The sequence below is a fragment of the Alteribacter keqinensis genome, assembly GCF_003710255.1.
GTDB classification, from domain to species: Bacteria; Bacillota; Bacilli; order Bacillales; family Salisediminibacteriaceae; genus Alteribacter; species Alteribacter keqinensis.
The window spans coordinates 1,570,910-1,597,829 of record NZ_RHIB01000001.1; the positions used below are offsets into that span (position 1 = coordinate 1,570,910).

Consider the following 26,920-nt stretch of genomic DNA (forward strand, 5'->3'; position numbering starts at 1 on the left):
AAGAGAAATATCAGAGACAAAAAAAGACACTCGGCTGAGTGTCCTTAAACAGGTTCTTCAACGCCCATGTCAGCTGATTCGTAAAACGCCCGTTTGGTCTCGTTGTATTCCTGTGTCCGTTTATTAAAAGCTGTGTTCAGCTGATTGATACGGTCATACGCTTCATTTACTTCATCGTGCTTTTCCTGAAGTTCCTCTATTGTGAGCTCTTCTCGTTTAATCATTTCGTAGAGTTCAATGTCCATATCAATTGTGTTGTTATACTCCTCGTACAGCTCCTGGTAGGCTTCGTATCGTGCGTCCATTGCTGCGATCATGTCTTCTGCGGCAGGCTGCACATCCTCATCAAGATTACTGACGTGACCTTCTACTTCCTGAAACTCTTCATAAGCATCATCGATACTTTGTTTCTCGTTATCAATCAGCGCACGGCGCTCTTCTGCTGAAGCAATCGCTTCATCAGCCAGAGGCTCAATTTCTTCAACTTCTGTAAGAGTGAGCATTTCATCGTAAAGCTCGTGCTCCTGCTTTTCGGCTTCAGTTAACGGAGACTGTTGTTCCTGAAACACCTGTTCTTTTTCTACTGCGTTCTCTAAGTGTTCGTGCATGTCCATGGCAGCGTCGTTTCCAAAGCAGGCTGTCAGGACTGCAGCCAGAGCAACCGTGCCCAGGAGCTGGATACCTTTCTTCACTTATGTAATCCCCCTTCAAAAAACTACAATAAACTTCCTTTTTCAACCTACCTTATTTTTCCCGATTTTACAAGGTATTTCTGAGTGTTTTGGACCTTTAACCAATAAGTTCTCTGAATTCTGGGTATTCATCCATTCACTCAGAGCCAATTCGCATAGCATGTAGTAAATCGCTGATAAAAAGCGGTGAAAACAAAGGAGGCAATTGCATATGTACGGATATGGAAACGGTTGTGGATGTTGGGACCCTTGTGGGTATGGATATGGTGGTCAGGTAGCTGGAGCAGGCTATAACGGTGCAGGAAAAGGATTCGCGTTAATCGTCGTTCTTTTCATTTTGCTTATCATCGTTGGTGCGTCTAAATTCGGCTGCTAATAACCAATATGGAATGAAACGGGGGTAAACACTCTCGTTTCTTCTTTTTTACAGGTTATTCTCCGTCTTTCGCCTGTTCATTTATTATATAATATTATATGATGGAAAACGAATCTGCATGGAAAGTAACTGTCAAAGGAGTGTGTAATGCATGATTACCATGGATGATATTATCCGCGAAGGTCACCCGACACTCAGAAAAAGAGCGGAAGAAGTGTCCCTTCCTGCATCAAATGAAGAAAAAAAAATCCTGCAAAAAATGGTGGAGTATTTAATACATAGTCAGGACGAGGAAACGGCAGAAAAATATGGCCTCCGTCCAGGTGTCGGCCTTGCAGCCCCCCAGATCAATGTGAGCAAGCGGATGATCGCTGTTAGAACTCACGACCACAACGATGAACTGATTGAACTGGGTTTATACAATCCGAAAATCGTGAGCCATTCTGTGGAAACCACCTATCTTGAAGGTGGAGAAGGCTGCTTAAGCGTTGACCGCATGGTGGAAGGTGAGGTTCCCCGCTATGCCCGGATAAAAGTAAAAGCGACCACTCTTGAAGGTGATGAGATCACTCTTCGTTTGAAAGGATTCGCTGCTATTGTGTTCCAGCACGAAATTGATCACCTGAATGGCATTATGTTTTATGACCGTATTGAAGGGAACGATCCTCACAAACAGTCCCTCCCTCCAAAGGAAGTCATGAAACTAAGCGATGATCACGGTCCCGTTTCTTAATTGAAGCGGGATTTTTTATTTAGATGTACTTTTAAGTAAAATTAACTGGTTGATTTCCGCCTGAACCTGAAAATTGAGCTATATAAGATCGGGGCCAAGGATAAGACAGAATTTACTCGGGAGAAGCACCTTTTATCCTGAACATTTCGTGAGATATCCTGACAATTTTTTGTTTATCCTGAACAAATGCAGCTTTATCCTGAAAAATACTCTTTTATCTGGAACAATCAATCGTTTATCCTGAAAACCACCTTATTTGAACTCATGTAAAAGAAAAAAGCGCTACCTTCCTTTGCAGGAAAAGTACCGCACATAAATTATGCTTTTATAAGTCCGAGTTCTACAAGGGCTTTATGAATTCCGTCGTTACCAACGTGATCTGTTTCGAGGTTGGCAGCTTTTTTTGCTTCCTCGACGGCGTTACCCATAGCGACACCTGTGCCAACATAACGGAGCATTTCCAGATCGTTCAGGCCATCTCCGAAGGCATAACTGTTTTCAAGTGAAATGCCGAGTCTTTCGAGTACAGCTTCGATACCCTTTGCTTTTGATCCGCCCGGAGGAAGAACATCAATGGCTTTTTCATGCCAGCGAATGTAGTCAAACCCCAGATGATTGTCCCGGTAATGCAATTCGTGACCATCTTCACAAAAAAGAAGGGCCTGATAGATGTCCCGCTGTTTATGAAACGACTCGTCATGAGGCGGATGAGCCATCTTAAGACTGCCCATGGACTCCTGAATTAAAGGATGATTCCCGTGATTGGCACGGCCCGTTTCATGATCAAGAAACACCATCGGGTGCTCTTTATACCATGCATCTTTTTCAAGTTCGAGGAGACGATCTGAATCAAGAGGAGACCCAGAAATCTTCTGCCCTTCAAAAACAACATAGGAGCCGTTAAAACTTACAAACGAATTAATTTTTAATTCTTCCCTCAGCTCTTTAAACATAAAAGGCGCACGGCCCGTTGCAATCGCTACGTTAATATTATTTGCCTGAAGCTTGGAAACTGCATCGCGTGTGGACTTTGGAAGCTGTTTATTTTCATCAAGAATAGTACCATCAATATCTAAAAAAACGACTTTCTTATCAGTCACAAGGATCGTCCTTTCTTCGTCTGAGGTGTCGGTTATTACGGGTTAAATCGTACCACCTTTCCCCGTTCACGTCTATACAGGCGGGTGACCGTTCCCAAGGATTATAAGTTAAAAAGAAACCGTTTTTTAAGCGTAAGATTAAAAATGCAGTCGGAATGTCCATCGCTTTCCACTGTTGGGCCCGCGAGCCTCCACACTCCGTTGCGGTCTCTCCCAGTCCCTGCTAGCGCAGGAGTCTTCGAACATTCCGACTTCACTGCTTCTCACATCCAAAATAAGCAGGTTTAAGTCCGAAAGTAGCCTCTGGCTTTTACATATTGTTATTATCCTTGTGCAAAACAATTCTTGAAGTACCCATTCCTAAAGTTGTGTTTTTTTCTGTTAAAAAAATGTAAATTACTTGCTGATACCCCACATGATAGAACCCGTCATGTTATCCTTAGTTTTACGGCTATGTTGCACTTTCCTCCATAAAAAAGAGGTGGCAAAAAGAGGCTGGACATCCCTTCTGCCACCCGGTTATTCTATGCTCTCGTGTTTTGACGCTGCAGTTCTTCCAGCTCCCGTCTTGTCTTTTCCGTACCATAACGGTAAATCATTTCAAAGAGTTCACGGGTGTCATATTTCAGTTCCTGCTTATCTCTGTCTGCCGCCGGTTCGTTAAAAGGCCTTACAAATATCTGTTCCGGTTCCACATCTTTTTCCCTGAAGCGGCTGATAAGATTAAGAAAGTCCTCGACTTCTTCCCCATCTACTTCAACTTCATATTGAATCAGGGCCGGATCTGTCGGCTCGGTAAAAATTTCGATCCGGCTGCCCTGATTAATGGAAATAAAGTATGTTTGCTTGTTCATTCTATCCCCTCCATTATGTCTTACAACCCTATTACCCCCTTATACAAGAGAGTATTCATCGAATTGCCCCAACCCGATTTGCCAGCGATTCCCTTCAATAAAACATGAAAATGATTCCATACTATAAATAAAATCAGAGCGCTAGTCTTGAATAAGTTGCGAGGAGGGTTTAAAATGTTGAAAAGGTGGAGAGAACGGTTATTAAAACGATGTCGCGATTTATTTCCTAAAAAGATATACGCGTAGTCATTGAAATGATCCTTCTTTCTCAGCGAGGAGAAAGAAGGTTTATCATTTCTATGCGTAGAAGTGCAGGAAGACATAACTCAGCATTTCATAGACGTACATACGTATAATTAACTCATTTCTATCAATGCATACTTTTACTTAAAAACTGCGAAAAGAAACGCTGTAACCGGCAAATTGAACCGGCAATATGAAGCGAGGGACTGCCCTGCCTGCCGTTCAATTTTGTTCAGCCTTTCTTTTATTCTGCAGTAAACAAATAAAAAGGAGAGGATCCTATGATTTTCAAAGTTTATTTCCAAACAGCAAAAACCGAAGTTCCTGTTCGTGAAAACACGAAATCTATTTACGTAGAAGGAAGCTCACAGGAAGACGTGCGCAAAAAACTGGCTGACCGCAACTACAACATTGAGTTTGTTACCCCCCTAAGCGAGGAAGCCCTTGAGTACGAAAAACAACATGAAGATTTTAAAGTGGAGCAGCTCTAACGATGAAAGCTAAAAACCATCAAGCTGCCGTTTTCGCCCTCGGGGGTCTGGGTGAAATCGGAAAAAACACATATGCCGTCCAGTTTCAGGATGAAATCATTTTAATCGATGCAGGAATTAAGTTCCCTGAAGATGAATTATTAGGGATTGACTATGTCATCCCGGATTATACGTATCTCGTTAAAAACGAAGACAAGATCAAAGGTCTGTTTATCACTCACGGACACGAAGATCACATCGGTGGTGTCCCTTACCTGCTCCGTCAGGTAAACATTCCGATTTACGGAGGAAAACTCGCACTCGGCCTTTTAAGAAACAAACTCGAAGAACACGGCCTCCTTCGTAATGCTAAATTAATTGAAATTCAGGAAGATGACGTCATTAAGTTCCAAAAAACGTCTGTCTCTTTCTACCGTACCACTCACAGTATCCCGGACTCATTTGGTGTTGTCGTAAAAACACCTGCTGGAAACATCGTTCATACAGGCGACTTTAAATTTGATTTTACACCAGTAGGAGAACCTGCCAACCTGACAAAGATGGCTAAAATCGGTGAGGAAGGTGTTCTCTGCCTTCTATCGGACAGCACAAACAGTGAGGTACCCGGCTTTACCATGAGTGAACGTAAAGTAGGAGAGAGCATTGATAACATCTTCCGCAGCGTGGAAGGCCGTATTATCTTTGCTACTTTCGCGTCAAACATCTACCGCCTTCAGCAGGCTGTTGAAGCTGCGGTTAAATTCCGTCGTAAAGTGGCAGTGTTTGGACGAAGCATGGAAAACGCCATCAATATCGGACTTGATCTCGGTTACATTAATGCACCAAAAAATACGTTTATTGATGCTTCCCAGCTGAACAAAATTCCTGCTGAGCAAGTGGTTATTCTCTGTACAGGAAGCCAGGGAGAGCCGATGGCGGCACTTTCCCGTATCGCTTTTGGAACGCACCGTCAGATCCAGGTCATCCCTGGGGACACGGTTGTGTTCTCTTCTTCACCAATTCCAGGGAACACACTCAGCGTAAGCAAAACGATCAACCAGCTTTACCGAGCAGGCGCAAACGTGATTCATGGGTCTCTTAACGACATTCACACATCCGGTCACGGCGGCCAGGAAGAACAAAAGCTCATGCTCCGCCTGATGAAGCCGAAATACTTCATGCCAATTCACGGGGAGTTCCGTATGCAGAAAATGCACGCCACTCTCGCTGAAGGCTGCGGCATTCCTGAAGAAAACTGCTTCTTAATGGACAACGGTGATGTTCTTGCTTTGGACAAGGAAGAAGCACGTCTGGCAGGAAAGGTACCTTCAGGCTCCATCTATGTAGACGGAAGCGGGATCGGTGATATCGGAAACATTGTACTCCGTGACCGCCGGATTTTATCCGAGGAAGGACTCGTCGTTGTTGTTGTCAGCCTGAACATGAAAGAGTTCAAAGTGACTGCCGGACCTGACCTTATCTCCCGCGGTTTCGTATACATGCGTGAATCAAGTGATTTAATTAACGAAGCCCAGAAAATGCTCGCTTCCCACCTTGACGGCATGATGGAACGCAAAACTACACAGTGGTCTGAGATCAAAAATGAAATCAGCGATGTCCTAGGACCGTTCCTTTACGAAAAAACAAAACGTAAGCCAATGATCCTTCCAATCATTATGGAAGTATAATGAATAACCCCCTGAGGATGATCCGATTCTCAGGGGGTTTGTTTTAGGTTTTACCTGACAGTGACAGGTGACCCCGGATTTTGTCGGGCGGCATACTCTTCTTGAAGAACCGAATACATTTTCAAATCCTGATGCTTTCCTTTCACATACATCCCTTTCCTTATAAGCCCTTCGTAAGTCATGCCGGTCTTTTCCATCACCCGCTCTGAACCTGTGTTTGCGGCAAAGCATCTCGCCTGAATGCGTACCAGGTCCATCTTTTCGAATCCAAACTTCAGCAGTTCCTTTGCTGCTTCAGTTGTATAGCCTTTTCCCCAGTGGTTTTGTGAAATCACATAGCCGATTTCTGCGGTTTTATGTTCCGGTTTCCACCATACAAAATCTATCGTTCCGATAAACTCTCCGGTCGTCTTGAGTTCGATTCCCCAGGGAGCCACCTGCTTTTTTTCATACTGACTTAACACAAAATCGAGAAACCCTTTTGTATCAGCCAGAGATTGATGGGTCTCCCAGGTGACGTACCTCGATACTTGATCGTCTGACCCGTAGCGGTGCATCTCTTCTAAGTCTTCCAGTCTTATTTTTCTAAGGAGCACCCTTTTTGTTTCCAGTTGCGGCAGTTCACCGTAAATATCTTCAATTTTCATATAGACACCCTTTCAAAAAAGCAGCACCCGCTATTGAGTGCTGTTCTTACCCGTTTAGTCATCATCGTCAAACAAAGCCTGCTCGAGACGGTTTATGTCACTGTCTGCACCAATAACGATCAGGATATCCCCGTGCTCAAGCATTTCGTCAGCCTGAGGAGACACATTGATTTCATCAGCACGCTTGATGGCCATGATGTTACATCCGTACTTTGCACGGATATCCAGTTCAATGATGGATTTTCCGCTCACCATTCCGCCGGCCATTAGCTCCACAATGCTGTATTCATCGGACAGCTCAAGATAATCCAGTACATTTTTCGAAACTACGTTATGGGCAATCCTGACGCCCATATCACGCTCAGGGTGTACCACTTTATGTGCGCCAATTTTATTGAGTACTTTTTCATGATAATCGTTTTGGGCTTTTACAGTGATGTGTTTAACCCCTTGTTCCACCAGCATGAGTGTTGTCAGAATACTCGACTGAATGTTGTCCCCGATCGCTACGACAACATGGTCGAAATTACGGATGCCGAGACTTTTAAGTGTATTGTCATCTGTGGCATCTGCTACAACTGCGTGAGTGGCAATGTTCGCGTATTTATTGATGCGGTCCTCATCTGTGTCTATCGCAAGTACTTCCATGCCCTGTTTTGATAAGGCATGGCATACACTTCCCCCAAAACGTCCGAGACCGATTACCGCAAATTGCTTTTTCATCTATGTCCCCCATCTCAATGAGTTACTGTTTATCATTATCATAGCAAGATTTGCTTGAAATTGGCAATACCATGTTCCGTTAAGTTCCGAAAGAAACTGTGCTTCCATAAAGGGCTCTCTTTGTTTTTGGCCCTGCGATCCCATCTGGGGTGAGACCTTTTTCTTTTTGAAAGTTTTTCAGGAGCCGTTCCGTCTCCGGTCCGAAGATGCCATCTTCTTTGGCCCCGATCACCCGCTGCAGACTACGGACATCGGCGCCGGTCATTGCGGGAATCATTCTAAACAGCTGGCGTGGATTGGGAGTTCTGTGAAGAGCGGCGGATGAAAGAGGACCATAGATTCCCTCTTCTCTTATACCGGAGTCTTTCTGGAGGGCCAGGACGGCTTTCTCAGTGAGAGGACCGAACAGACCATCCACGGGGCCCGGATCATATCCGGAATCCTTGAGGCGCTGCTGAAGGTCTCCTACGTCCTTTCCTTGGTCTCCTTTTTTCAAAGTCGTGTGTGAGTGTGGCGCAATGTTCCTGCGAAATGCATGCATGTTCAGGCCTGGACACTGGTTTGATTTATGCCCGCTGAATTCCCGGTGTCCCAAAACAGCGTTTACCGGTAGAAAGAGCATATTCATTAACGTTAGAACAAGATTTTCTGCTGAGCGCCGCTGAGCTGTTGGGAGCTTCTCTCTTGTGAAGTTTCCAATCAGGCATATCCCGACAGCTCTTCTGTTCGATCCGCTCACATGATAGCTCACCGTTTCAAGCTCGTTGGACGTCCTCACTGACCCGTCCTTACTGATCACGTAATGATAGCCGATGCCCGGCCACCCGAGTGCGTCTACATGGTACCTGGCAAAAGACGCAGCACTTCCTTCCAGCGTCCCGCTGTGATGAATCGCAATCCGGTCAATGTCCTGCAGTTGTCTTCGGCCATATAACTTCGTCTTGTGTGTGTGTAGCTTTTCCAAATTTATCACCTCACAAGATAAGTAACACCAAAGTCAAATATTCGGGGGTCTGTCCCCCGAACTTTCTTATATTCCTGTTGAAATATCTTAAACAGGTGTTTAACTAGCACAGGTAATCATTTTGGTGTATCGTTTCCCATGATTTAACATACTTGTTCGGGGGACAGACCCCCTTTTAGGAAAATTTAAAACCACTGTGCGATGCACAGCGGTTCTGACGTTTCTCTGCTATTCTTTTACACCAAGAACACGGTTTACGCGTTTAGTTAGCATCTTCATGCCGCCGCCGCCGGCCTGGAAGTGGCGCAGCTGCCCTTCTGCGTCAAATACGTAGTAGCTTGGTACGTATTGATTTTCAAAGGCATCAGTCAGTTTATGCTCGCTGTCAACGAACGTCGGCTGAGTAATGTCGTGCTCTGCTGCCACTTTCTTGATCTCATCGATATCGAGATCCTTTTCTGAACGAGGCATATGAACGCTCATAACATTCAGTTCATTCTTATACTTATCACGGAAAGCATTAACCTCAGGCATTGCTTCTTTACACAAGTGACAGCTGATTGACCAGAAGTGAATCAGAGTCGGCTTCTCCCCTACCAGTTCATCCTTCGTAAGCTGTCCGTTTAACCATTCTGTTGCGCCTTCAAGCTCAGGCATTGGTGAACGTAATTTCATTCATAACCCCTCCATATCAATATTTTTCCAGACTATGTACGGAATAGAAAAGGCCTGAACAAATCGTATTTGCCAGGCCTTTTCTGTCTGATTCTATTTTACCCTGGTTAAAGGATAATTACACCTTTAGTGTTTCTTGTCCCGGCTTCCAGTTTGCAGGGCAAAGTCCGCCAGTTTGAAGTGCTTGAAGTACACGAAGAGTTTCGTCTACGTCACGGCCGATGTTGTTGTGGTTAACAACAGAATACATAAGTTCACCTTCTGGGCTGATGATGAACAATCCGCGAAGAGCAACACCTTCGTCTTCGATTAGTACACCGTAGTCGCGGGAAACCTGGTGGTTTGTATCCGCAGCAAGTGGGTATTTTAGATCGCCAAGACCATTTTCGTCACGATCTGTCTTGATCCATGCAAGGTGAGTGTGAACTGTGTCAGTAGATACACCGATCACTTCTGCATCTAAGTCTTCAAACTCATCGTAACGGTCACTTAGAGCTGTAATTTCAGTTGGGCAGACAAAAGTGAAGTCCATTGGATAAAAATAAAGAACTGTCCACTTGTCTTCTTTCATGTTCTGCTCAAGGCTTACTTTACCGAATTCTTTGTTGGAAAGAACGGCATCCATTTCAAATCGTGGTGCTTGTTTTGCTACCATACGCTTGTCTGACATATGTAACCCCTCCTGAGATGTTGTTAGTTTAATTTACAATGATTATTATAAGAAAAGAATTATAATCAGTCAACATTTGACACGATTCTTTCTTTTCTCCACTAATCATTCACACTTCGTCAGTATTTCCATTTGTGCATTTTTTAACACAGATGAACACCAACGTCTCCTATTATAACGAATCCTGAAACTCAATTAAAGCAAAAGCCCTTGTACTTCACATCATTTGAAGAGACTGTTTTCTTTTTTCAGATGGATGGGTATGATAAAATGAATGACATCGTTCACCAAAATAACCCAATAACCTTACCGTTGTAAAAGGAGTGATAGATTATGAACGATTGGCTGAGTTCCTTCACCTGGGAAGCACTTTTACTAGCAGCTGCACTATTAATCCTGCAGTTGGTTGGTATATTTGTCGTATATCTGATTGTCCGTGCCGTCGGCCGCCGCATTATTTCATCCAGCTTTGACCGGATGAGCAAGCAGCGCAATATGACACCCGGACGAACAAAAACCCTTGAAAAGTTATCCTTGAACATTTTTTCCTATGTATTGCTCTTTGTTTTCATCACCATTATTATCGGCCTGTTTGACTACGATGTGACTGCTCTTATAGCCGGTGCTGGTATCGTCGGTCTTGCCATCGGTTTCGGTGCCCAAGGCCTTGTAAGCGATGTTGTAACAGGCTTCTTCCTCCTTCTCGAAAAGCAGGTTGAAGTAGATGAATACGTCACAATCGCAGGGATTGACGGCGTAGTCGAAGAAGTTGGTCTCCGGACAACAAGAATCCGCGGCTTTGATGGAACTGTTCATTACATTCCTAACCGGGAAATCGGCTCACTAAGCAATCACACCAGGGGCAATATGCGCGCTCTCGTGGACATCGGCATCAGCTACGATGATAACATTGACCACGCCATGAAGGTTATTCAGGACGTGTGTGACCGCATTGCAGCTGAAGATGAAACCGTCGTTGAAGGTCCGAACGTATTAGGTGTCCAAAGCCTTGATGACAGTGACGTCGTGATTCGTGTAATTGCCAAAACAATCAACATGGAGCAGTGGGGCCTTGAAAGAAAGCTGAGAAAATCAATTAAAGAAGCCCTGGATGCGAATGGAATCGACATCCCATTCCCTCATCAGGTTTATATTCAAAAAGAAGAGAAATAAAAACGAGATATCCCCTAAAGCTAACATGCTTTTGGGGACATCTTTTTGTTCAACACTCTATTGTTGCTGGACGCGCTGGTCAACCTGCTGACAAACTTCATCTGCAGTCATACCATGACAGTTAATAACAGAACCCTGGTTTTGCGTATCCTGCATACCCATCATATTCTGGTCCTGCCCGCTGATTACGCAACAGTCACACCCTTCTTCATCACCTTGCTGCTGAAGCTGTACCACTTCATGTCCTTGCTGCTGAAGCGCCTCTTGAATATCCGATAATGACTGTTCTACTCCTACTCGAGCCATCGTAAATTCCTCCTTTAAGGTATTAGGAATGTTCTTCCAACGATTACTATGCCCAAAGGATTTGATTTTACTCAGTGCAAGTAGCAATTTTTCATTTTACACGCGTTATTTTTCACTTCCGTCCGATTAGTTTTCACTTTCAGCAGCTGATTTTTTACTTCCTCCTGTTTTATTATTCACTTTGCTTCAAACACTCCACCCAATTAAAAACAGCCCCGCTCACGAAGCAGGGCTGCCATAAACACACTCTATTTCTTCTGCACATCTTCCAAATAATCGATAAGAAGCTGGACGGCAAAAGGAATCGCTTCTTCTTTTGCATCCAAAGTTGAAGAATGAAGTCCGCTCGGGCTGTTTACTCCAAGCCAGAACATGAGACCAGGAATTTCTTCTAAAAAGTAGCCGAAATCCTCGCCGGTCATGGCTTTTTCACATTCCACAAGCACCGAGTTCTCCCGCTTGCGGGTAAAAGCCATAAAACGCTCGGCACTGGCATGATTATTATACACCTGGCAGTAATTTGCACCATAATTAATGGAAGCTGCACAGTCAAAACCTGTTTCAATCCCTGAAACAAGAGATTCGATGCGCTTTTTTACCACGTCCATCGACTCTATGGACAGCGTACGGATCGTGCCTTCAAGCCGTGCGTGTTCCGCAATAATGTTCTGCTTCGTCCCGCTGCTTATTTTCCCAACTGTTACCACTGCGGAATCCAGAGGTGCTACGTTACGGGCCACAATCGTCTGGAACTGGGTAACAAGCTGACTGCACGCAACGACCATATCATTCGCAAGATGGGGAAGTGCTGCGTGGCCGCCTTTCCCTTTCAAATCAATAAAAAGCTCGCTCGTATTAGCAAACAGAAGGCCAGGCTTTGTTGCAACCGTTCCTACAGGATACTCTGGCGCAATATGAAGAGCCATCATTTCATCAGGCTTCCAGGCACGGAATTCCTCTGATTCCAGCAGTGGCTGGGCACCGCCAGGACCTTCTTCTGCCGGCTGAAAAATAAACAGAAGATTGTCTTTTGGCTGTTTAGCTGCAAAGTGGGCAAGCACACCGAGAGCGATGGTCATATGAAAATCGTGTCCGCATGCGTGCATAAACCCTTTATGGCTTGACTGATACGCCGCACCCGTTTCTTCGGGAATTGGCAGACCATCGATGTCCGCTCTGTAACCGTAGGTTTTTTCGGGTGCGCTTCCCGTTACACGAACAAGAAGCCCTGTGCGCCAAGGCTTGATTTCAATATTGTCCTGAGGAAATTCTTCAATTGTCTTTTTTATGTACTGCTGTGTTTTAACTTCTTGAAACCCGGGCTCCGGGATCCTGTGCAGATCCCGGCGGATTTCAATCAGTCGGTCCGTTTGCATTGTCATAAATGAAACGTCTCCTTCTGACACTTATTCGTCATTAAGTTTACGAAGCTCTTGCTTAATTTCTGTTTTTCCTTTTGTCTTCTCATCGATTTCCTTGATCACACGTGCCGGCGTACCTGCAACAACAGTGTTTGGAGGTACATCTTCTGTTACGATGGCACCTGCTGCAACAACAGCTCCCTCTCCGACAGTAACTCCTTCAAGAATTACAGCGTTCGCACCGACAACTACACCGTCTTCTACAACGACAGGCTTAGCAGATGGTGGCTCGATAACGCCTGCAAGAACGGACCCTGCACCGATGTGACAGTTTTTACCGACTGTTGCCCGGCCGCCAAGAACAACGTTCATGTCGATCATCGTGCCTTCACCGACAACAGAACCAATGTTGATGGAAGCACCCATCATGATTACCGCACCGTCACCGATTTCCACCTGGTCACGGATAATAGCACCCGGCTCAATGCGGGCTTTGATGTTTTTCATATCGAGAAGTGGAATCGCAGAGTTTCTGCGGTCGTTTTCCACTACGAAGTCTTCAATTTTGCTTTCATTTGTTTCAAGGGCTTTTTTAATGTCTTTCCACTCACCGAAAAGTACACCTGTGTTTCCTTGGATAAATGACTTTGTATTTGCACCAAAGTCAACATTTTCAAGGTCTGAACCCTTGATATGTACTTTTACCGGCGTTGACTTTTCTGCATTTGAAATAAATTGAATGATCTCATTTGCATCCATCATTTTCATGGTTGGATCGTCCTCCCTTAATCAAGCTAAAATATTTTACTTCCCTAATGATAGTCACTCTAAAGTAAAAATGCAATCAAAGAGTTTAATACCCCGGAGCAAAACGGGCCCCGGGGTAAGTAATTGTGATTCGTTACTGAAACAAACCGTTAACGGTTAACCAGACAAACTCGGGCTCTCCATTCTCTTCAGAGCGCTCGATGACAATGTCTCCTCCGCTTGTTTCATAAATGTCCATCCACATATTGTCCATTTTATTTTCGCCACTGAAAACCTTCGTGTAAGCAAGTTCACTTGTAAACAGTTCCCAGTCTGTGTCGTTCATTTCATGGGCTTTTATTGCAATCGCATTAACCTCGTCTGATTCAGGATCGACAAAGTACGTGTATGTTCCGTAGTCAAAGTAGTAACTTCCATTATACATACCTTCCTCAATAAGAGAGTCGCCGATCTCCCTTACTTCCTGAGCTGATTCTCCCAGGGTAACGTCTGCCTCTTCAAAGATCTTATGGTAAAGCGGTGCTTCCTGATTTTCGGTGCTGATCCCTTTAACCAACGCAGTCTCTTTCATAACGAATTCTCGTTCCTGATGGTGCTTATTGAAAAAACCTGACGTAACATCACCGCTGTTTGCCTGAAATACGCCTCCGTTTAATAGTAGAAATAAAGCTGATGCAGCGAGAATGACTCGTGTATGTAGTTCCATCATTATGAATGTCCCCCTCTCTATTTTGAGGGTTTCCCGAATTTGCAGAACATTAATCTTTATTTTTATGTTTTTTTCTGCTATACGCATTTTTTTATTAAATAAAGGGATAACTAAGTGTACTCGGGATGAACCCTTTTGAAAGGGAAACGGCCGTTTTCTTGCAAAATGGTCCTTTCAGGTGCAAGCCCTGACCATCCCGCCACTTTTTGAGTGTGGGCTCCTTGTTGGTACAGCCCCACAGCTGGCTCGTGTCCGGGTAAACACCAGTCAGTACAAAAAGAGAGCTCGCCGCGATGGCAAGCTCTCTTTTTTTTAATATTCCCGTTCAAGAAATTCATGCTTTTTTTCTTCAGACACCTCTTCGTGCTTAACATGAAGGCTCCGGGTTGGAAAGGCGATTTGAACTCCTTCCTCTTCAAGAATTCTCATAATATCAAGGTTGATTTGTTCTTTGATTTCCAGGTATTCTTCCCAGGCTGTTGTTTTCGTAAAGAAATAAACAAAAATGTCCAGACTGCTCTGGCCAAAGGATTCAAAACGCACAAGGATCAACTCCTGATCCACATGCTCGCTTTCTCTGAGAAGCATCTTAATCCGGTCCACACATGTTTCCATCTTGTCACGAGAAGTAGAATACGTGACCCCAAGCTTGAATGTAATCTGCCTTTTCCCCATCTTCGACCAGTTCTGGATCGGTTCATTGGCAAGTGTGGCATTTGGCACGACTACAAGGGAATGGGCGAATGTCCGGATTTTCGTACTTCTGAACGTAATGTCCTCTACAATTCCCTCAACGCTCGGTGAGCTGATCCAGTCGCCGATCGTAAACGGCTTCTCCGTGATGATTACAACACCTCCGAAGAAGTTGCTGAGCGTATTTTGCGCAGCGAGGGCAAAGGCAAGTCCCCCGAGACCAAGACCGGCTACAAAGCCGTTTACGTCATAGCCCCACTCACTGGCGATGATACTGAGCGCCATGGCAACAATCGCAAACCTGACCAGCTTGGATAAAAAGGGCAGGAGGATCTGATCGAGTTCAATATCCAGTTTCCGGCCTACTTTTACAAACAGTGTGGATGACGTCGATGAAAGGTTAAACAGGCCCCAAGCCATCATAATAATAACGAGGGTTCTGAAGATCCGTATCATCGGCTGGTTAAACCCATCCGGAAGCGGAAGGTAAAGAAGGGCCAGATATATTCCGATGATGACAAAGAACAGTTGGAGCGGACTCTTGAACGCCATAAGAATATTATGGAGAACATCCGTTTTCGCACGGTCGGAATATTTTAGGATAACCCGGAATAAATACCGGGTAAAAATCTTCCTGAAGACTATAAACAATATAAAAATCCCAGCGGCTATACCGTAATCGTACAGGGAAATACCCGTTACTGTCTCAACAACGACTTCGGTGTCGATTAAGGGATCTCTTTCTTCCTCATTCATAAAGCTCATCCTTTTCGCAGCATAATATCCTTTTTATTTTACATAAGGTATGTAATTTGTCTATAGTCCCCTGGTCACTGTCATGAGGTACTCTTGATAACGCAAATGACCCAGTGGTATACTTACCCAATGATACCAAGATTAGAGGGAAACATCTATGAAAAAACAGTTTGCCATTATTGGCCTGGGGCGCTTTGGTTCTAGTGTGTGTAAAGAACTCCATCGTATGAATCACGACGTTCTGGCTATCGATAAAGATAAGCATAAAGTAAATGAGCTTAAAAATCATGCTACTCACACAATGGTTGCCGACGGTACCGATGAAACCGTGATGAGTAAAGCCGGAATTCGCAATTTTGATCACGTGATTGTGGCCATTGGCGAGGACATTCAGGCAAGTATTCTCTGCACTTTGATTCTGAAAGACTTCGATATCAAACAGGTGTGGGTAAAAGCCCAAAACGACCATCACCATAAAGTGCTGGAGAAAATCGGGGCTGATAAGGTCTTCCACCCGGAATCGGATATGGGAGAGCGTATTGCAGAGTTCCTTACATCGGAGAAGGTTATTGACTACATCGATTTATCCGACGAATTCAGTATCGTTGAAACGCTTGCCACCGAAAAAGTAAAAGGCAAGTCTCTGGCTGATCTTGATATCCGTGCCAAGTACGGCTGTACGATCATTGCCATCAAGCAAAAGAATAAAGTTGATGTGACCCCTCACCCGGAAGACAGGCTCAACCCGGGAGATATTCTCGTAGTGATCGGCCATAAAAACGACCTTCGCAGGTTTCAAAAAGAAGGACTCTAAAAACTTCTTTCAGCACACAGTTGCTGAAAGAAGTTTTTTACATTCGTGGAGAGAATAAATGCTAAACTTAACAGTGTATTAATGTTAAACATTATTGGCATCGGAGGTCAGGTTATGAATCCTGTTCATTCACGCGTTTTGAGGGCTTTTCAATTAACATACGACTTTTATAAGCATCTTCCTGAAAGCAGTTTACAACGAAAGATTGCAGATGTACCGTCCAATACGATTGGAGAACAAGCTTATTGTATAGTCGGGGCTCGCGAAAGCTACTTGCAAGCCATGAGGAACGGGGCTTGGGCCGGGTTTTCATGCAGCCTGGAAGAACCAGAGGTTAAAAAAGCCGTTCTCGCAAAACTGGAAGAAACAAAAAACAACATACATACATTCCTTCAAGAAACGATTGAAGATCCCAGCACCCTTAATTTCACTCTTGATTTACTGGAACACGAAATTCAGCATCATGGTCAGCTAATCCGCTTCGGGTACGCTAACACATTATCATTTCCTCAAACATGGCATGAACGTTATACAGTCTGAACGTGAGCGGCTCACAAGGTGACAATAACCTTTTTAAGCCGCTCTATTTTTGTGATCGAGCTCACGTGCTTATTGTTATTCACCAGATAAAGAACAGCTGAGGGCACCACTTTCAAGAGGACTGAAATGAACCAATCCCCCCTGTCAACCCCTCCACCCACTTTTACACAATTGTTCGGGGGACAGACCCCCGAATTATTGGTTATGAAAAGCCGTTTGCTGCGTACACTTAGTATTAGAGGGGTGTGGATAAGCTCCATTCTAACTGACAGCGCTTCAATAGAAAACGAATTGTTATCTGGGAGGTGATGTGTAAAATGTTTGCTGTAGAAATCAAAAACGTCCTGAAGCGGTTCTCCAGCGGGGATCGGATGAACGTGTTGTTTAATGACCTGAACTTCACTGTACAGGAAGGTGAACTGGTTGTCGTACAGGGGAAAAATGGGGCCGGAAAGTCTACGCTCCTCAACATGATTGCTGCCATGACGCCGCCAAACAAAGGAACAGTCAGCGTTTTTGGACAGGACCTTTTGTCTCTTACCAGGCGTCCGGAGTGGAGGATGGAAACCATCGGCTATATTACAGACGCCTGCTGTCTTATACCCTATTTAACAGCTAAACAGAACCTGCTCATGGGAGTGCCGTCAGATGATCCGGCATACGAGCGGGTTGAGAAGCAGGCTGTCGCTCTCCTTTTGGAACTTGGTCTTAATGAGCAGGTGATAAATGAGAATGTGGAAGGTCTTGATGTTAAAGATCAGATGCTTGCCACAATCGGCCGGATTTTCATGACCGAACCAAAGCTTATTTTAGCCGATGAACCGACAAAAGCCCTGGACGGCTGTGAGGGCATAGAAATTCTGGAACGCCTTCTTTCTTTTTCCAGAAGAAAAGGGACCACGGTGATTATGGTGAGTAATGAAAACCATTTTATTGATCAGGCTGACAGAACGTTTCGTATGGATAACGGCCGGGTTATCCCCCTGGAACCGAGGGAACGGGCCTTGTAGCAGACAGATTAAAAACAAAGAAGCTTCTCTCATTAATCAAGAGGAGAAGCTTCTTTGTTTTCAACACCGAACATAAGTCCGAATATGACGTAAACAATATAGATCATCATTACGGCTCCCGTACCTAAGAGGAAAAAAGCAATTAAAAATTTATGAAACTTCTCCATAAGACTGACTCCTTATCGAATTTTCATCGTTGTTTTCTCCATTATAGCGATATCACCCTCATTTTTAAAGCCGGCAATGTTACACGAAATTATAATACACGAATGCAGCCGTTCCCGTGATAATGGCCGCATTACCCAGCATTTGTAACAGAAGCCGCTTTTTAACACTGCGCTCTCTCCGGATCTCCACCATCTTTTCCAGAAATTCGTCCAGCATCTCCTGCCCGTAATCGACCTTGGACAGTCCCTTGACCACAAGATTCACATTTACAGGTTAATCATCATTTATTTTTGACGTACGCCATTCGGCTCTGATAAAAATTCCCTTATCTGAATCCAGCACTCTGTAATCCTTATACTTATAGTCGTATCTCGTTCCCCTTCTGTCATAGGGAAGATTATACTTCTCTATCTTTTCATCAAGAACCTTGATTACTTCATCTTTCGTTCCATTTGTAATCAGATAGCTCTTATTTATTAACAGAGGAATGCCGTAACTTAACGCGGCTGCTCCGATGATAAATAAAACAATTCCGCCAAATTGAAAATCATCCAGAATATCAATGAAGGTAAAATAAGCCATTCCTTTGAGGAGCACAAAGACTGCCGACGAGTTTAAAAGTGTGGGACTGTTGTTATACACGCCGCGGTATTTTACCGTTTTCAACACATCACTTAATGACATGACCCACATCTGAATCAATGGAAACAGTAAACTAAACCAGACGGCACCGCTCATCTTTTCACCCCTCTCCCTCTTATCATACTACTCACACAGCCCAAAGTTTCTTTCAGCTGCACATGATCGTCAGGGCACCTGCCTAAACAAAACGCCCGCCCTTTTCATATAGTAATAACGGAATAACGAACGAGGTGAGCAGCATGGAGGATTTTAAAAACAACCGCAGGACACCTAAACCGATTCACGAAAAACCCATAGGTGACATTCTGAGCTCGATTGACGGTTTTTTTCAGGATACGATAAAACAGATAAGTACCCCGCGTGCCATCAACGTGTATGAATATGAAACAAAGCGTGAGTACGTCATTGAAGCAGAGCTTCCCGGTGTGAAAAAAAATCAGATTTCCATTGATATTTATCACAATTACATCCGGATTGCAGTAAATGACCATGGAGTTTCAGAAACCCGTAACGAAAAGAAAGGTTACGTCTCTCAAAGCCGCAAGTTTCAGCGGGCAGAGCGCACAATCAGCCTTCCTTTTTATGTAAATGAAAGTGAAGTGAAAGCAACGCTGAAAGACGGCCTGCTCGTAATCCGGATTCCCAACCGCCGGAAACGGATCCAGGTTGATTAACAAGGGGGAATGTTTATGTACCCAGAAGAGCAACGCTGGCAGACACACCCACGTCCCTGGCACCAGTCAGGGCAGACGCAGTACCAAGGTCAGTGGGAGCAGCCCCAGTCGTACGTGCACCATCCTTTCCCGGAGCCCGGAGGCTACAGCCATTCAGGGTGGCAGGCCCCTCAACAGCAAGGCTGGTATCACGGATCCCCCCATCAGGGGAACTACCAAGGCTACGGCCAGCAGCCATACGGAGGCAGCTATTACCCGCACCAGTACGGCCAATACGGGTACCAGCCCCAGTCAAAATTCGGCGGTATTTTATCCACCTTCCAGGGAAAAGACGGAAAGTTTGATTTTAACAAAGCGTTCGTCACCGTGGACCAGGTGATGAAAACCGCAAACCAGATCAGCCCCCTCATGAAACAAGTAGGAAGCTTTTTTACAAACTTCACCCCTTAGGACCTGATGAAAGTCTTCAGGTCCTGTTTTATTCCGTAAAAATTCCGATTAAAATCACAATGGTCGTTACAGCAACCACAAGAAGAAACCCATAAAACATTTTTTTGTTCATTGGAAAACCTTCTTTCTTTCAGAACTTGAAATGAAGTTAAAATTCATGATGTTCTGCAGATTAAGAATAGTATTCTTCGTATGTATTCCCTTTTCCCTTTTAACTATGATACCAGCCTTATCCCCCACTCTTATTTATCGGGACCCTGTTGCGTGAGGTCTCTCAGCACATTGTGATAGACTTATTACTATCATACCAAATATGGAGCTGATAACCTTGAATTCAACGATTGAAACCTTGTTAAATCACCGTTCGATCCGTAAATTTACACAAAAACCGCTCACCCGTGAACAAATCGAGACCATTGTTGAAAGTGCACAGATGGCATCTACTTCTAGCTTTATTCAAGCCTATACCATTATTGGAGTGAAAGACGAGGCTAAAAAAGCCAAACTTGCCGAACTTGCCGGCAATCAGCCTTATGTTGAACACAACGGACACTTCTTTGTATTCTGTGCCGACCTCCACCGTCATAAGACAGCAGGCAGTATGGAAAACACCGATGTTACGGCATCGATTGAAAGTACCGAAAAATTCCTGGTCGCGGCCGTCGATGCTGCCCTCGCAGCCCAGAATGCCGTGATTGCTGCTGAATCAATGGAACTTGGAATCTGCTACATCGGGGGTCTTCGAAATGATATTGAAGCTGTAGGAGAATTACTGAACCTTCCGGATTATGTAATCCCTGTATTCGGACTGGCTGTAGGGGAGCCTGCAGCAGAATCCAGTATTAAACCGCGTCTGCCTCTTACACATATTTATCACGAAGACAGCTACGAACGAAATGAAAAAGCTTTCACGAAGGGGCTTGAGGAATATAACAGCACCATTTCTGCCTACTACGACCTCCGTACTGCCGGTAAACGAAAAGACCGCTGGACCGAGCAGATGGCCGGCATGCTAAAAGAGCCGAAGCGCCTTCATATGAAGGGCTACCTTGAGAAAAAAGGCTTTATGAAGCATTGATAAAGAGAAGCACCTGCTGCGGAGTGATTAATCCGCCGGCAGGTGCTTTTTTAATCTGTAATTCAGTTTTCGTCTGGTAGTTTATCAGTTATTTTTATTCAGTTCGTGAAATATAGCCAGATAAGCCCGAAGAAACCAGCCAGAACGGCAAGACCCAAAATGGCTGACCGTCTGCTCGAACCACGGGAATTTGATCCAGTCTTTCTCCTTTTTAACGTTTCATATTCACTTTCCCGCCGCCCCTGTATCATCTGATGATCGTGTTCGTTATACCCCATCACTCATCCCCCTTTTCTTATTCGTATTGCACTCAAGACCGGCTGATGATCTTACCTGAAAACAGAAATGCGATCCCGGCCGCCATGTTTGAAAAGACCAAAGGCAGAAACGAGTATTGTCCAAAGGTGACTGCAGCAGCTGCATTACCATGTGTCCCACCTGCCACTGCCGGTGTATGATTTGACGTCAGTATCAGCCCATACACGATTTGGAAGACGACAAATAAAACATTAAAACTGATCATAAAAACGAAAAATTTCTTTACCTTCATGGATAACGCCCCCTGATCTTTTTACGAAAAGGAGGCGTTAAAAGTTTCATGTTATGCAGGTTTCGCTTCTTTCTTCAGGTACTTGAGCTTTGACCACCGTTTCTGCGTATCATAAACAAACAGCACGACGATAATCCAGAACAGGAATCCATCAAAGCCAAAGCCTGCCTGGGATTCCCCGCCCATGAAGTTAAAAAGAATCAGCATTAACATAAAATAAAGATTAAACATGATACCGAAAATTATGTTTTCTGCTTTTCCCGCTCTGAGTGAATTTAAGACGTAAACCCTTCCGATAACCACAACCACAAGAGTGGCAATAATCATCCCTTTGGATAAAATAAAGTCGGGCTGAAAAAAATCAACCCATAAAAATAATGCTATTAACCCAAATAGTAATGTATTCAAACCGATTCCTACACTTCTCATGTTAAAGTCCCACGCACCTTTTCTGCTCGTTTAATGCTTTCCTTAGTCCAGACCGGGGCATCGGGATGATTGAGAACTTCTTCTGTTGTCATCCAATAGACTCCACCCACTTCTTCCGGACTTTTTACCCACGGCTCTCCTTGAACGTTTCCGCAGAGAAACACGACATCCACAACAGGGTCCTCGCCGGCCAGAAATGACGTGCTGTGTACATAATGAAGCGGCCCGGAAATGTCCGCTCCCACTTCCTATTCACTTCCCTCTTGATTGTGCTTTCCAGAATGTCAGAAGCGGCCCCTTCGTTTAATGCCTTGCCTCCAACGAGTGCGAGCGTGCCTGCCGCGTGGGACTCTTCTTTTCCCCTTTTAATGACCAGCCATTTCCCGGCCCGGTAAATCGCTGCTTCAACGTTAACAATAAACATGGTCTTTCCCCTTGCTTCGCATGTAATTGACTCGTGACGCTGCATCAGCCTTCAACGAGTGCCCGGTATACAATTTCTTCGTCATCAGCCACTCCGATTAAATAATAAATACCGCCCTTATTTACGTTGAAAATATTTGTACCTTCAGGGAGATGTGTGGCAGACCGGTCCCTGAAAAACCACCTGCTACCGGACTGTCTTTCTATTTCCCCAAGCTTCTCAACAGGCTCGTGCCCCAATTCCCGTACATATTCCGCATCATTTACATTGGAATAGACGATCCCGTCCCATTGGAGGATATCCGCATTGGGATTATCACTGAGAATATCACCTGCGGTTGGATTGCCAATACCTGAACTACAGGCTGCAACTGTTGTTATAAGCACGTATATCAAAATAAGTTTTCGAATCCAGTCTCCCTCCCTTAGCCTTTTTCGCTCAGGCTTTGGTTAATGTCATACAGACTATCAATGATAAGGTTCATATCTTCTGCGGGGAATTCCAGGTTGATATTATTTCCCCACCTGTTTCCCCCGTGTCCCCATGTGACAGAGCGGGCCAAGGTGTTTCTTACATCGTCAATTTCACTTCTGACAAATTCCAGTTCGGAATCAGAAAGCTCCGGAGCCATTTCTTGTACATTATGTAAGGTTTGATAAAGCAGCATATCAAAATCTCTTAAAAACCTCGGATACTTCTCCATATTATAGCTGGTAAAGTCGTGCATCAGATTCACATCATTCCTAAACCGGTACTGCTCCAGCTGATCAAGAGCATCTTCATTCCCCGGGTACTCACTCAGTGCTGCAACAAAACCCTGCATTGTAATCGTACGTTCAGCCAGCTCGTTCGCAAACAAGACATGCTCAAGGTTCAGTCTGTCCTGCTTTTCCTGATAGAGAAAGCCACACAAGAGAAGTGTCGCTGCCACGGCAGCAGCCAACAGCACATACACCTTCTTTTTCATTCACAAAACCCCGTTCTCTCCTGGTTAGTCCCTTCCATTCTATCACATCATTTCCATCATTAAGAGACTTCCGCAAACAATCAATCTCCACATTTCCATTGAAGTTTTAACATTGCCAACCCGTTTAGCATATGCTAATATAAAGTTAATCCCGACCTAATCAATGCGAATTATATGCATTATCCCGCTTTACACAATGTTACACAAAATTGTGCGGGGCCAGACCCCCGAAGAAAGGTGAATGAGTAATGGGACGTGAATTTGTTGATCTGTTCGAACGGTGGGCCGAGTCTTATGATGAGACGGTACATGGCGTTGATGAAGAGTATAAAGAGGTTTTCTCGAATTATAATGTTATTCTCCAGGCTGTAGCAAATGCCGCAGGCGGTACAGTGGTTGAGTTTGGTGTGGGTACCGGAAACCTCACTTCTGTTCTAAAGGCTAAAGGTCTTCGTGTAACCGGGGTGGAACCTTCAGGCAAAATGCGTTTGATTGCCATGGAAAAACATCCGGATGTGCCAATCATTGAAGGAGACTTTCTTGACTACCCTTCCATTGAAGGAGGCGTCGACACCTTTGTTTCCACCTATGCTTTTCATCATTTAACCGATACAGAGAAAAAAATTGCAGCAAAGCGTTACTTTGAGTCACTCAACCGTGGCGGAAAAGTCGTATTCGCTGATACAATGTTTATAGATGACACCGCAAAACAGCGTATGATCAAACAGGCGGAAAAACAGGAGTTCTTTAACCTTGCCCAGGATCTTCGTACGGAATACTACACGACGATTCCGGTATTGTCCGAAATTTTTCGGGAGGCAGGGTTTGATGTGGAATTTACTTCCCTCAATCCTTATGTCTGGCTCATGAGTGCGGTGAAGAAGACCCAATAAGAGGGCACTGAAAAAAATTAAAGATCGAATTTTTCCAGTGTCTTCCAATAACCTTAGGAGGCTGTTAATATGACAAAGAAAATGAACGTAGAAAGTTTCAACCTGGACCACACGAAAGTAGCGGCACCTTATATCCGTCTGGCGGGTACTACAGAAGGAGCAAATGGAGACACGATCTACAAATACGACATCCGTTTCTGCCAGCCAAACAAGGAACATATGGATATGCCCGGACTTCATTCACTTGAGCACATGATGGCAGAGTTCAGCCGGAACCACCACGGACAGATCGTTGACATCTCACCAATGGGATGCCAGACAGGGTTTTACCTTAGCGTGATTAATGACAAGAGCTACGATGCGATTATTGACCTTGTTGAAAAAACGCTCAATGACGTCCTCGTGGCAGATGAAGTTCCAGCCTGCAACGAAGTCCAGTGCGGATGGGCTGCTTCTCACTCCCTCGAAGGAGCAAAAGAGATTGCTGAGCTTATGCTTTCCCGCAAAGATGAGTGGACAACTGTTTTTGCTGAAGAAAACCGTTAATCAGGAGATTCGCCCATGACCATCTATCAGGGTATTCATACACTCATCGGTAGTACACCGTTATTTGAAATAACCAGAATCCCTCTGCCGAACCGGGTACGACTATTCGCCAAGCTCGAATACTTCAACCCCGGCGGCAGCGTGAAAGACCGCCTCGGCCAGGAGCTCATTCGTGACGCTATTGACGGCGGTCATATTTCTGAAACCGGGACAATTATTGAACCGACAGCCGGAAACACCGGTATCGGCCTTGCCCTTGCCGCTGTCGGTACAAAAGTGAACGTCATCTTTGTTGTCCCGGAGAAATTCAGCATGGAGAAACAGACGCTCATGCGGGCAATGGGAGCCACTGTGATTAATACACCTACAGAACTGGGGATGAAAGGGGCAATCGCCCGTACAAAGGAGCTCCTTGCGAAAACACCGGACTCCTATTCCCCAGCCCAGTTTGCCAACAATGCCAATCCCATGACCTATTACAAAACCCTCGGTCCGGAACTCGTTGCCGATTTAGAAGGCAAAATCGACGTCTTTGTTGCAGGAGCCGGAACCGGCGGCACATTTATGGGAACGGCCCGATATCTGAAAGATCATATTAACAATGTAAAAACTGTTATCGTTGAGCCTGAAGGTTCGATTTTAAACGGAGGAAAGTCCGGTCCGCACCGTACAGAAGGGATCGGCATGGAATTTCTCCCTACGTATATGGATACGTCATATTTTGACGCCATCCACACCATCACGGACAAAGAAGCGTTCGCCCGGGTAGAAGAGCTTACCCGCAAGGAAGGCCTTCTCGTTGCTAGCAGTTCGGGAGCGGCATTTGACGCTGCCCTTCGTGAAGCCAAAACGGCAAAAGAAGGGGCTCATATTGTCACGGTCTTCCCCGACAGCAGCGAACGTTATTTAAGCACAGGGATTTATGAAGGGACTGACGCGTAATGAAAAAGAAAACCCAACTCATTCACGGCGGCGTTTTCGGTGACAAACATACCGGTGCTGTTAGCACCCCGATTTATCAGGTAAGCACTTATAAACAGGACGGAGTCGGCAATTTTGCCTACGAATACTCCCGTACAGGAAACCCGACCCGTGAAGCACTCGAAAAGCTCATCGCAGACCTTGAAGGCGGCCACCGCGGCTTTGCCTTCGGATCTGGAATGGCGGCCATTGCAGCTGTGATGAACATGTATAAAGCAGGCGATCACATCGTGTTTACCGATGATGTGTACGGCGGATCATACCGTCTTATGACAAAAGTACTCAACAGATTTAACCTCGACGTCACATTCGTTGACACAAGCAATCCGGCAAAAGTGGACGAAGTGATCCAGGATAACACAGTTGCCATTTACGTAGAAACACCGACGAATCCACTCCTTAAAGTAACGGATATCGCTGAGATGAAGAAGCTTGCTGATGAATACAGCCTTCACTTGATCGTTGATAACACATTCAGTACGCCTTACTTCCAAAATCCGATTGAGCAAGGTGCGGATATTGTGCTCCACAGCGCAACCAAGTACCTCGGCGGACACAGTGACGTTGTTGCCGGTCTTGCGGTTGTAAACAGTGAACAACTGGGCGAAGAGCTTCACTTCGTGCAAAATTCCGTTGGGGGGATTCTGGGACCTCAGGACTCCTGGCTTCTTATCCGCGGCATTAAAACCCTCGGCCTTCGTATGGAGCAGACGGAGAAAAATACAGCGAAGATCGTTGAGTTTCTGGAAAGCCGTGAAGATGTGTCCAAGATTTATTATCCCGGACAGCCGTCCCACCCGGGTCATGAAACCCACAAAAAGCAGGCATCCGGATTTGGCGGCATGATCTCATTTGACGTAGGCAGCGGTGAGCGGGCAGAACATGTGCTTGCACAAACCCGTTACTTTACCCTGGCAGAAAGCCTCGGAGCAGTTGAGAGTCTCATCAGCCTGCCGGCAAAAATGACCCACGCCTCAATCCCTGCTGACCGCCGGGCGGAACTCGGTATTACGGACGGATTGATCCGCGTTTCCATTGGTATTGAAGATGCTGATGATCTGATTGAGGACCTGAAGCAGGCATTGGACAGTAAATAAGGCGAACCCCCTCCGGCATGTTGATGCCGAAGGGGGTTTTAGTGTTTTGGGGAGGG

37 protein-coding genes are annotated in these 26,920 nt (G+C 45.0%); 15 read left to right on the forward strand and 22 right to left on the reverse strand.

The window, feature by feature from the left end:
• Positions 1–44: 44 nt before the first annotated feature.
• Positions 45–692 (reverse strand): YkyA family protein, encoded by a 648-nt coding sequence (locus tag EBO34_RS07685; RefSeq protein WP_122897316.1) that lies wholly within the window; start codon positions 690–692, stop codon positions 45–47.
• A 211-nt stretch (positions 693–903) separates the two neighbouring features.
• Between EBO34_RS07685 and EBO34_RS07690 the strand changes: the two genes are divergently transcribed.
• Together EBO34_RS07690 and def are read left to right on the forward strand one after the other, a co-directional pair.
• Complete coding sequence (locus EBO34_RS07690) at positions 904–1,068, forward strand: YjcZ family sporulation protein (protein ID WP_122897317.1); 165 nt, start codon at positions 904–906, stop codon at positions 1,066–1,068.
• Between the two features lie 151 nt (positions 1,069–1,219).
• Entirely contained in the window at positions 1,220–1,801 is a 582-nt protein-coding gene (gene def, locus EBO34_RS07695) for a peptide deformylase (protein ID WP_122897318.1), read from the forward strand.
• A 317-nt stretch (positions 1,802–2,118) separates the two neighbouring features.
• Here the strand turns inward: def and EBO34_RS07700 are convergent, their stop codons facing one another.
• Together EBO34_RS07700 and EBO34_RS07705 are read right to left on the reverse strand one after the other, a co-directional pair.
• Positions 2,119–2,901 (reverse strand): Cof-type HAD-IIB family hydrolase, encoded by a 783-nt coding sequence (locus EBO34_RS07700; RefSeq protein WP_122897319.1) that lies wholly within the window; start codon positions 2,899–2,901, stop codon positions 2,119–2,121.
• 524 nt (positions 2,902–3,425) lie between these two features.
• Entirely contained in the window at positions 3,426–3,755 is a 330-nt protein-coding gene (locus tag EBO34_RS07705) for a hypothetical protein (RefSeq protein WP_122897320.1), read from the reverse strand.
• Between the two features lie 524 nt (positions 3,756–4,279).
• Between EBO34_RS07705 and EBO34_RS07710 the strand changes: the two genes are divergently transcribed.
• Complete coding sequence (locus tag EBO34_RS07710; RefSeq protein WP_122897321.1) at positions 4,280–4,489, forward strand: DNA-dependent RNA polymerase subunit epsilon; 210 nt, start codon at positions 4,280–4,282, stop codon at positions 4,487–4,489.
• A gap of 2 nt (positions 4,490–4,491) precedes the next feature.
• The gene (gene rnjA, locus EBO34_RS07715) at positions 4,492–6,156 is read left to right on the forward strand and encodes a ribonuclease J1 (protein ID WP_122897322.1); all 1,665 of its coding nucleotides are present in this window, start codon (positions 4,492–4,494) and stop codon (positions 6,154–6,156) included.
• 50 nt (positions 6,157–6,206) lie between these two features.
• On the opposite strand, the gene EBO34_RS07720 is transcribed toward rnjA, so the two are convergent.
• The 5 genes from EBO34_RS07720 to EBO34_RS07740 all read right to left on the reverse strand — a co-directional run bounded on the left by EBO34_RS07720 (position 6,207) and on the right by EBO34_RS07740 (position 9,835).
• On the reverse strand, positions 6,207–6,803 hold the full coding sequence (locus tag EBO34_RS07720) for a GNAT family N-acetyltransferase (protein WP_122897323.1): 597 nt from the start codon (positions 6,801–6,803) through the stop codon (positions 6,207–6,209).
• 54 nt (positions 6,804–6,857) lie between these two features.
• Positions 6,858–7,526 carry a potassium channel family protein gene (locus tag EBO34_RS07725; protein WP_122897324.1) on the reverse strand — a complete coding sequence of 223 codons (669 nt, stop codon included), beginning with the start codon at positions 7,524–7,526 and terminating at the stop codon, positions 6,858–6,860.
• A gap of 79 nt (positions 7,527–7,605) precedes the next feature.
• A complete protein-coding gene (locus EBO34_RS07730; protein ID WP_183163756.1) occupies positions 7,606–8,490 on the reverse strand; it encodes a peptidoglycan recognition protein family protein in 885 nt (294 codons plus the stop codon).
• 228 nt (positions 8,491–8,718) lie between these two features.
• The gene (locus tag EBO34_RS07735) at positions 8,719–9,165 is read right to left on the reverse strand and encodes a redoxin domain-containing protein (RefSeq protein WP_122897326.1); all 447 of its coding nucleotides are present in this window, start codon (positions 9,163–9,165) and stop codon (positions 8,719–8,721) included.
• A gap of 118 nt (positions 9,166–9,283) precedes the next feature.
• Complete coding sequence (locus EBO34_RS07740; protein WP_122897327.1) at positions 9,284–9,835, reverse strand: peroxiredoxin; 552 nt, start codon at positions 9,833–9,835, stop codon at positions 9,284–9,286.
• Between the two features lie 333 nt (positions 9,836–10,168).
• Here EBO34_RS07740 and EBO34_RS07745 point away from each other — a divergent pair, with 333 nt between their 5' ends.
• Positions 10,169–11,008, forward strand: coding sequence for a mechanosensitive ion channel family protein (locus tag EBO34_RS07745; protein WP_122897328.1), 840 nt, complete (start codon positions 10,169–10,171; stop codon positions 11,006–11,008).
• 57 nt (positions 11,009–11,065) lie between these two features.
• On the opposite strand, the gene EBO34_RS07750 is transcribed toward EBO34_RS07745, so the two are convergent.
• The 5 genes from EBO34_RS07750 to EBO34_RS07770 form a co-directional block, all read right to left on the reverse strand.
• Positions 11,066–11,314 (reverse strand): YkuS family protein, encoded by a 249-nt coding sequence (locus EBO34_RS07750; RefSeq protein WP_122897329.1) that lies wholly within the window; start codon positions 11,312–11,314, stop codon positions 11,066–11,068.
• Positions 11,315–11,562: 248 nt separating this feature from the next.
• Positions 11,563–12,690, reverse strand: a complete 1,128-nt coding sequence (locus tag EBO34_RS07755; RefSeq protein WP_122898614.1) for an N-acetyldiaminopimelate deacetylase — start codon at positions 12,688–12,690, stop codon at positions 11,563–11,565.
• A 30-nt stretch (positions 12,691–12,720) separates the two neighbouring features.
• Positions 12,721–13,443 carry a 2,3,4,5-tetrahydropyridine-2,6-dicarboxylate N-acetyltransferase gene (gene dapD / locus EBO34_RS07760; protein WP_122897330.1) on the reverse strand — a complete coding sequence of 241 codons (723 nt, stop codon included), beginning with the start codon at positions 13,441–13,443 and terminating at the stop codon, positions 12,721–12,723.
• Positions 13,444–13,576: 133 nt separating this feature from the next.
• A complete protein-coding gene (locus tag EBO34_RS07765; protein ID WP_122897331.1) occupies positions 13,577–14,152 on the reverse strand; it encodes a hypothetical protein in 576 nt (191 codons plus the stop codon).
• Between the two features lie 312 nt (positions 14,153–14,464).
• Positions 14,465–15,601 (reverse strand): mechanosensitive ion channel family protein, encoded by a 1,137-nt coding sequence (locus tag EBO34_RS07770; protein ID WP_122897332.1) that lies wholly within the window; start codon positions 15,599–15,601, stop codon positions 14,465–14,467.
• A 157-nt stretch (positions 15,602–15,758) separates the two neighbouring features.
• Between EBO34_RS07770 and EBO34_RS07775 the strand changes: the two genes are divergently transcribed.
• From EBO34_RS07775 to EBO34_RS07785, 3 genes are all read left to right on the forward strand, one after another.
• Positions 15,759–16,415: a potassium channel family protein gene (locus EBO34_RS07775; RefSeq protein ID WP_122897333.1), complete on the forward strand. Its 657-nt coding sequence runs from the start codon at positions 15,759–15,761 to the stop codon at positions 16,413–16,415.
• A 114-nt stretch (positions 16,416–16,529) separates the two neighbouring features.
• Complete coding sequence (locus EBO34_RS07780; RefSeq protein ID WP_142996772.1) at positions 16,530–16,955, forward strand: hypothetical protein; 426 nt, start codon at positions 16,530–16,532, stop codon at positions 16,953–16,955.
• Between the two features lie 317 nt (positions 16,956–17,272).
• Complete coding sequence (locus EBO34_RS07785) at positions 17,273–17,965, forward strand: ATP-binding cassette domain-containing protein (protein WP_122897335.1); 693 nt, start codon at positions 17,273–17,275, stop codon at positions 17,963–17,965.
• 32 nt (positions 17,966–17,997) lie between these two features.
• On the opposite strand, the gene EBO34_RS21070 is transcribed toward EBO34_RS07785, so the two are convergent.
• The 3 genes from EBO34_RS21070 to EBO34_RS07790 all read right to left on the reverse strand — a co-directional run bounded on the left by EBO34_RS21070 (position 17,998) and on the right by EBO34_RS07790 (position 18,871).
• Positions 17,998–18,132, reverse strand: a complete 135-nt coding sequence (locus EBO34_RS21070; protein ID WP_272873280.1) for a hypothetical protein — start codon at positions 18,130–18,132, stop codon at positions 17,998–18,000.
• Positions 18,133–18,211: 79 nt separating this feature from the next.
• Positions 18,212–18,388, reverse strand: coding sequence for a hypothetical protein (locus EBO34_RS20615; protein ID WP_183163757.1), 177 nt, complete (start codon positions 18,386–18,388; stop codon positions 18,212–18,214).
• An 18-nt stretch (positions 18,389–18,406) separates the two neighbouring features.
• Positions 18,407–18,871, reverse strand: coding sequence for an A22B family peptidase (locus EBO34_RS07790; protein WP_122897336.1), 465 nt, complete (start codon positions 18,869–18,871; stop codon positions 18,407–18,409).
• 143 nt (positions 18,872–19,014) lie between these two features.
• Here EBO34_RS07790 and EBO34_RS07795 point away from each other — a divergent pair, with 143 nt between their 5' ends.
• From EBO34_RS07795 to nfsA, 3 genes are all read left to right on the forward strand, one after another.
• Complete coding sequence (locus tag EBO34_RS07795; protein ID WP_122897337.1) at positions 19,015–19,449, forward strand: Hsp20/alpha crystallin family protein; 435 nt, start codon at positions 19,015–19,017, stop codon at positions 19,447–19,449.
• Positions 19,450–19,464: 15 nt separating this feature from the next.
• Positions 19,465–19,899, forward strand: a complete 435-nt coding sequence (locus tag EBO34_RS07800; protein WP_183163758.1) for a YppG family protein — start codon at positions 19,465–19,467, stop codon at positions 19,897–19,899.
• 328 nt (positions 19,900–20,227) lie between these two features.
• Complete coding sequence (nfsA, locus tag EBO34_RS07805) at positions 20,228–20,977, forward strand: oxygen-insensitive NADPH nitroreductase (protein WP_183163759.1); 750 nt, start codon at positions 20,228–20,230, stop codon at positions 20,975–20,977.
• Between the two features lie 98 nt (positions 20,978–21,075).
• Here the strand turns inward: nfsA and EBO34_RS07810 are convergent, their stop codons facing one another.
• The 6 genes from EBO34_RS07810 to EBO34_RS07835 form a co-directional block, all read right to left on the reverse strand.
• The gene (locus tag EBO34_RS07810; protein WP_122897340.1) at positions 21,076–21,255 is read right to left on the reverse strand and encodes a hypothetical protein; all 180 of its coding nucleotides are present in this window, start codon (positions 21,253–21,255) and stop codon (positions 21,076–21,078) included.
• Positions 21,256–21,287: 32 nt separating this feature from the next.
• Positions 21,288–21,527 (reverse strand): hypothetical protein, encoded by a 240-nt coding sequence (locus EBO34_RS07815; protein WP_122897341.1) that lies wholly within the window; start codon positions 21,525–21,527, stop codon positions 21,288–21,290.
• Positions 21,528–21,578: 51 nt separating this feature from the next.
• Positions 21,579–21,956 (reverse strand): hypothetical protein, encoded by a 378-nt coding sequence (locus EBO34_RS07820; protein ID WP_122897342.1) that lies wholly within the window; start codon positions 21,954–21,956, stop codon positions 21,579–21,581.
• Positions 21,957–22,080: 124 nt separating this feature from the next.
• Positions 22,081–22,380 (reverse strand): hypothetical protein, encoded by a 300-nt coding sequence (locus tag EBO34_RS07825; protein WP_429699420.1) that lies wholly within the window; start codon positions 22,378–22,380, stop codon positions 22,081–22,083.
• Between the two features lie 44 nt (positions 22,381–22,424).
• Complete coding sequence (locus tag EBO34_RS07830; RefSeq protein WP_142996773.1) at positions 22,425–22,775, reverse strand: hypothetical protein; 351 nt, start codon at positions 22,773–22,775, stop codon at positions 22,425–22,427.
• A 29-nt stretch (positions 22,776–22,804) separates the two neighbouring features.
• Complete coding sequence (locus tag EBO34_RS07835; RefSeq protein ID WP_122897344.1) at positions 22,805–23,347, reverse strand: hypothetical protein; 543 nt, start codon at positions 23,345–23,347, stop codon at positions 22,805–22,807.
• 248 nt (positions 23,348–23,595) lie between these two features.
• On the opposite strand from EBO34_RS07835, the gene EBO34_RS07840 reads away from it, so the two are divergent.
• The 4 genes from EBO34_RS07840 to EBO34_RS07855 all read left to right on the forward strand — a co-directional run bounded on the left by EBO34_RS07840 (position 23,596) and on the right by EBO34_RS07855 (position 26,864).
• Complete coding sequence (locus EBO34_RS07840) at positions 23,596–24,240, forward strand: class I SAM-dependent DNA methyltransferase (protein WP_122897345.1); 645 nt, start codon at positions 23,596–23,598, stop codon at positions 24,238–24,240.
• 69 nt (positions 24,241–24,309) lie between these two features.
• The gene (locus EBO34_RS07845) at positions 24,310–24,786 is read left to right on the forward strand and encodes an S-ribosylhomocysteine lyase (protein WP_122897346.1); all 477 of its coding nucleotides are present in this window, start codon (positions 24,310–24,312) and stop codon (positions 24,784–24,786) included.
• A gap of 15 nt (positions 24,787–24,801) precedes the next feature.
• On the forward strand, positions 24,802–25,728 hold the full coding sequence (locus tag EBO34_RS07850) for a PLP-dependent cysteine synthase family protein (protein ID WP_122897347.1): 927 nt from the start codon (positions 24,802–24,804) through the stop codon (positions 25,726–25,728).
• Complete coding sequence (locus EBO34_RS07855) at positions 25,728–26,864, forward strand: bifunctional cystathionine gamma-lyase/homocysteine desulfhydrase (RefSeq protein WP_122897348.1); 1,137 nt, start codon at positions 25,728–25,730, stop codon at positions 26,862–26,864. Before EBO34_RS07850 ends, EBO34_RS07855 begins: the two co-directional genes overlap by 1 nt.
• Positions 26,865–26,920: the final 56 nt, after the last annotated feature.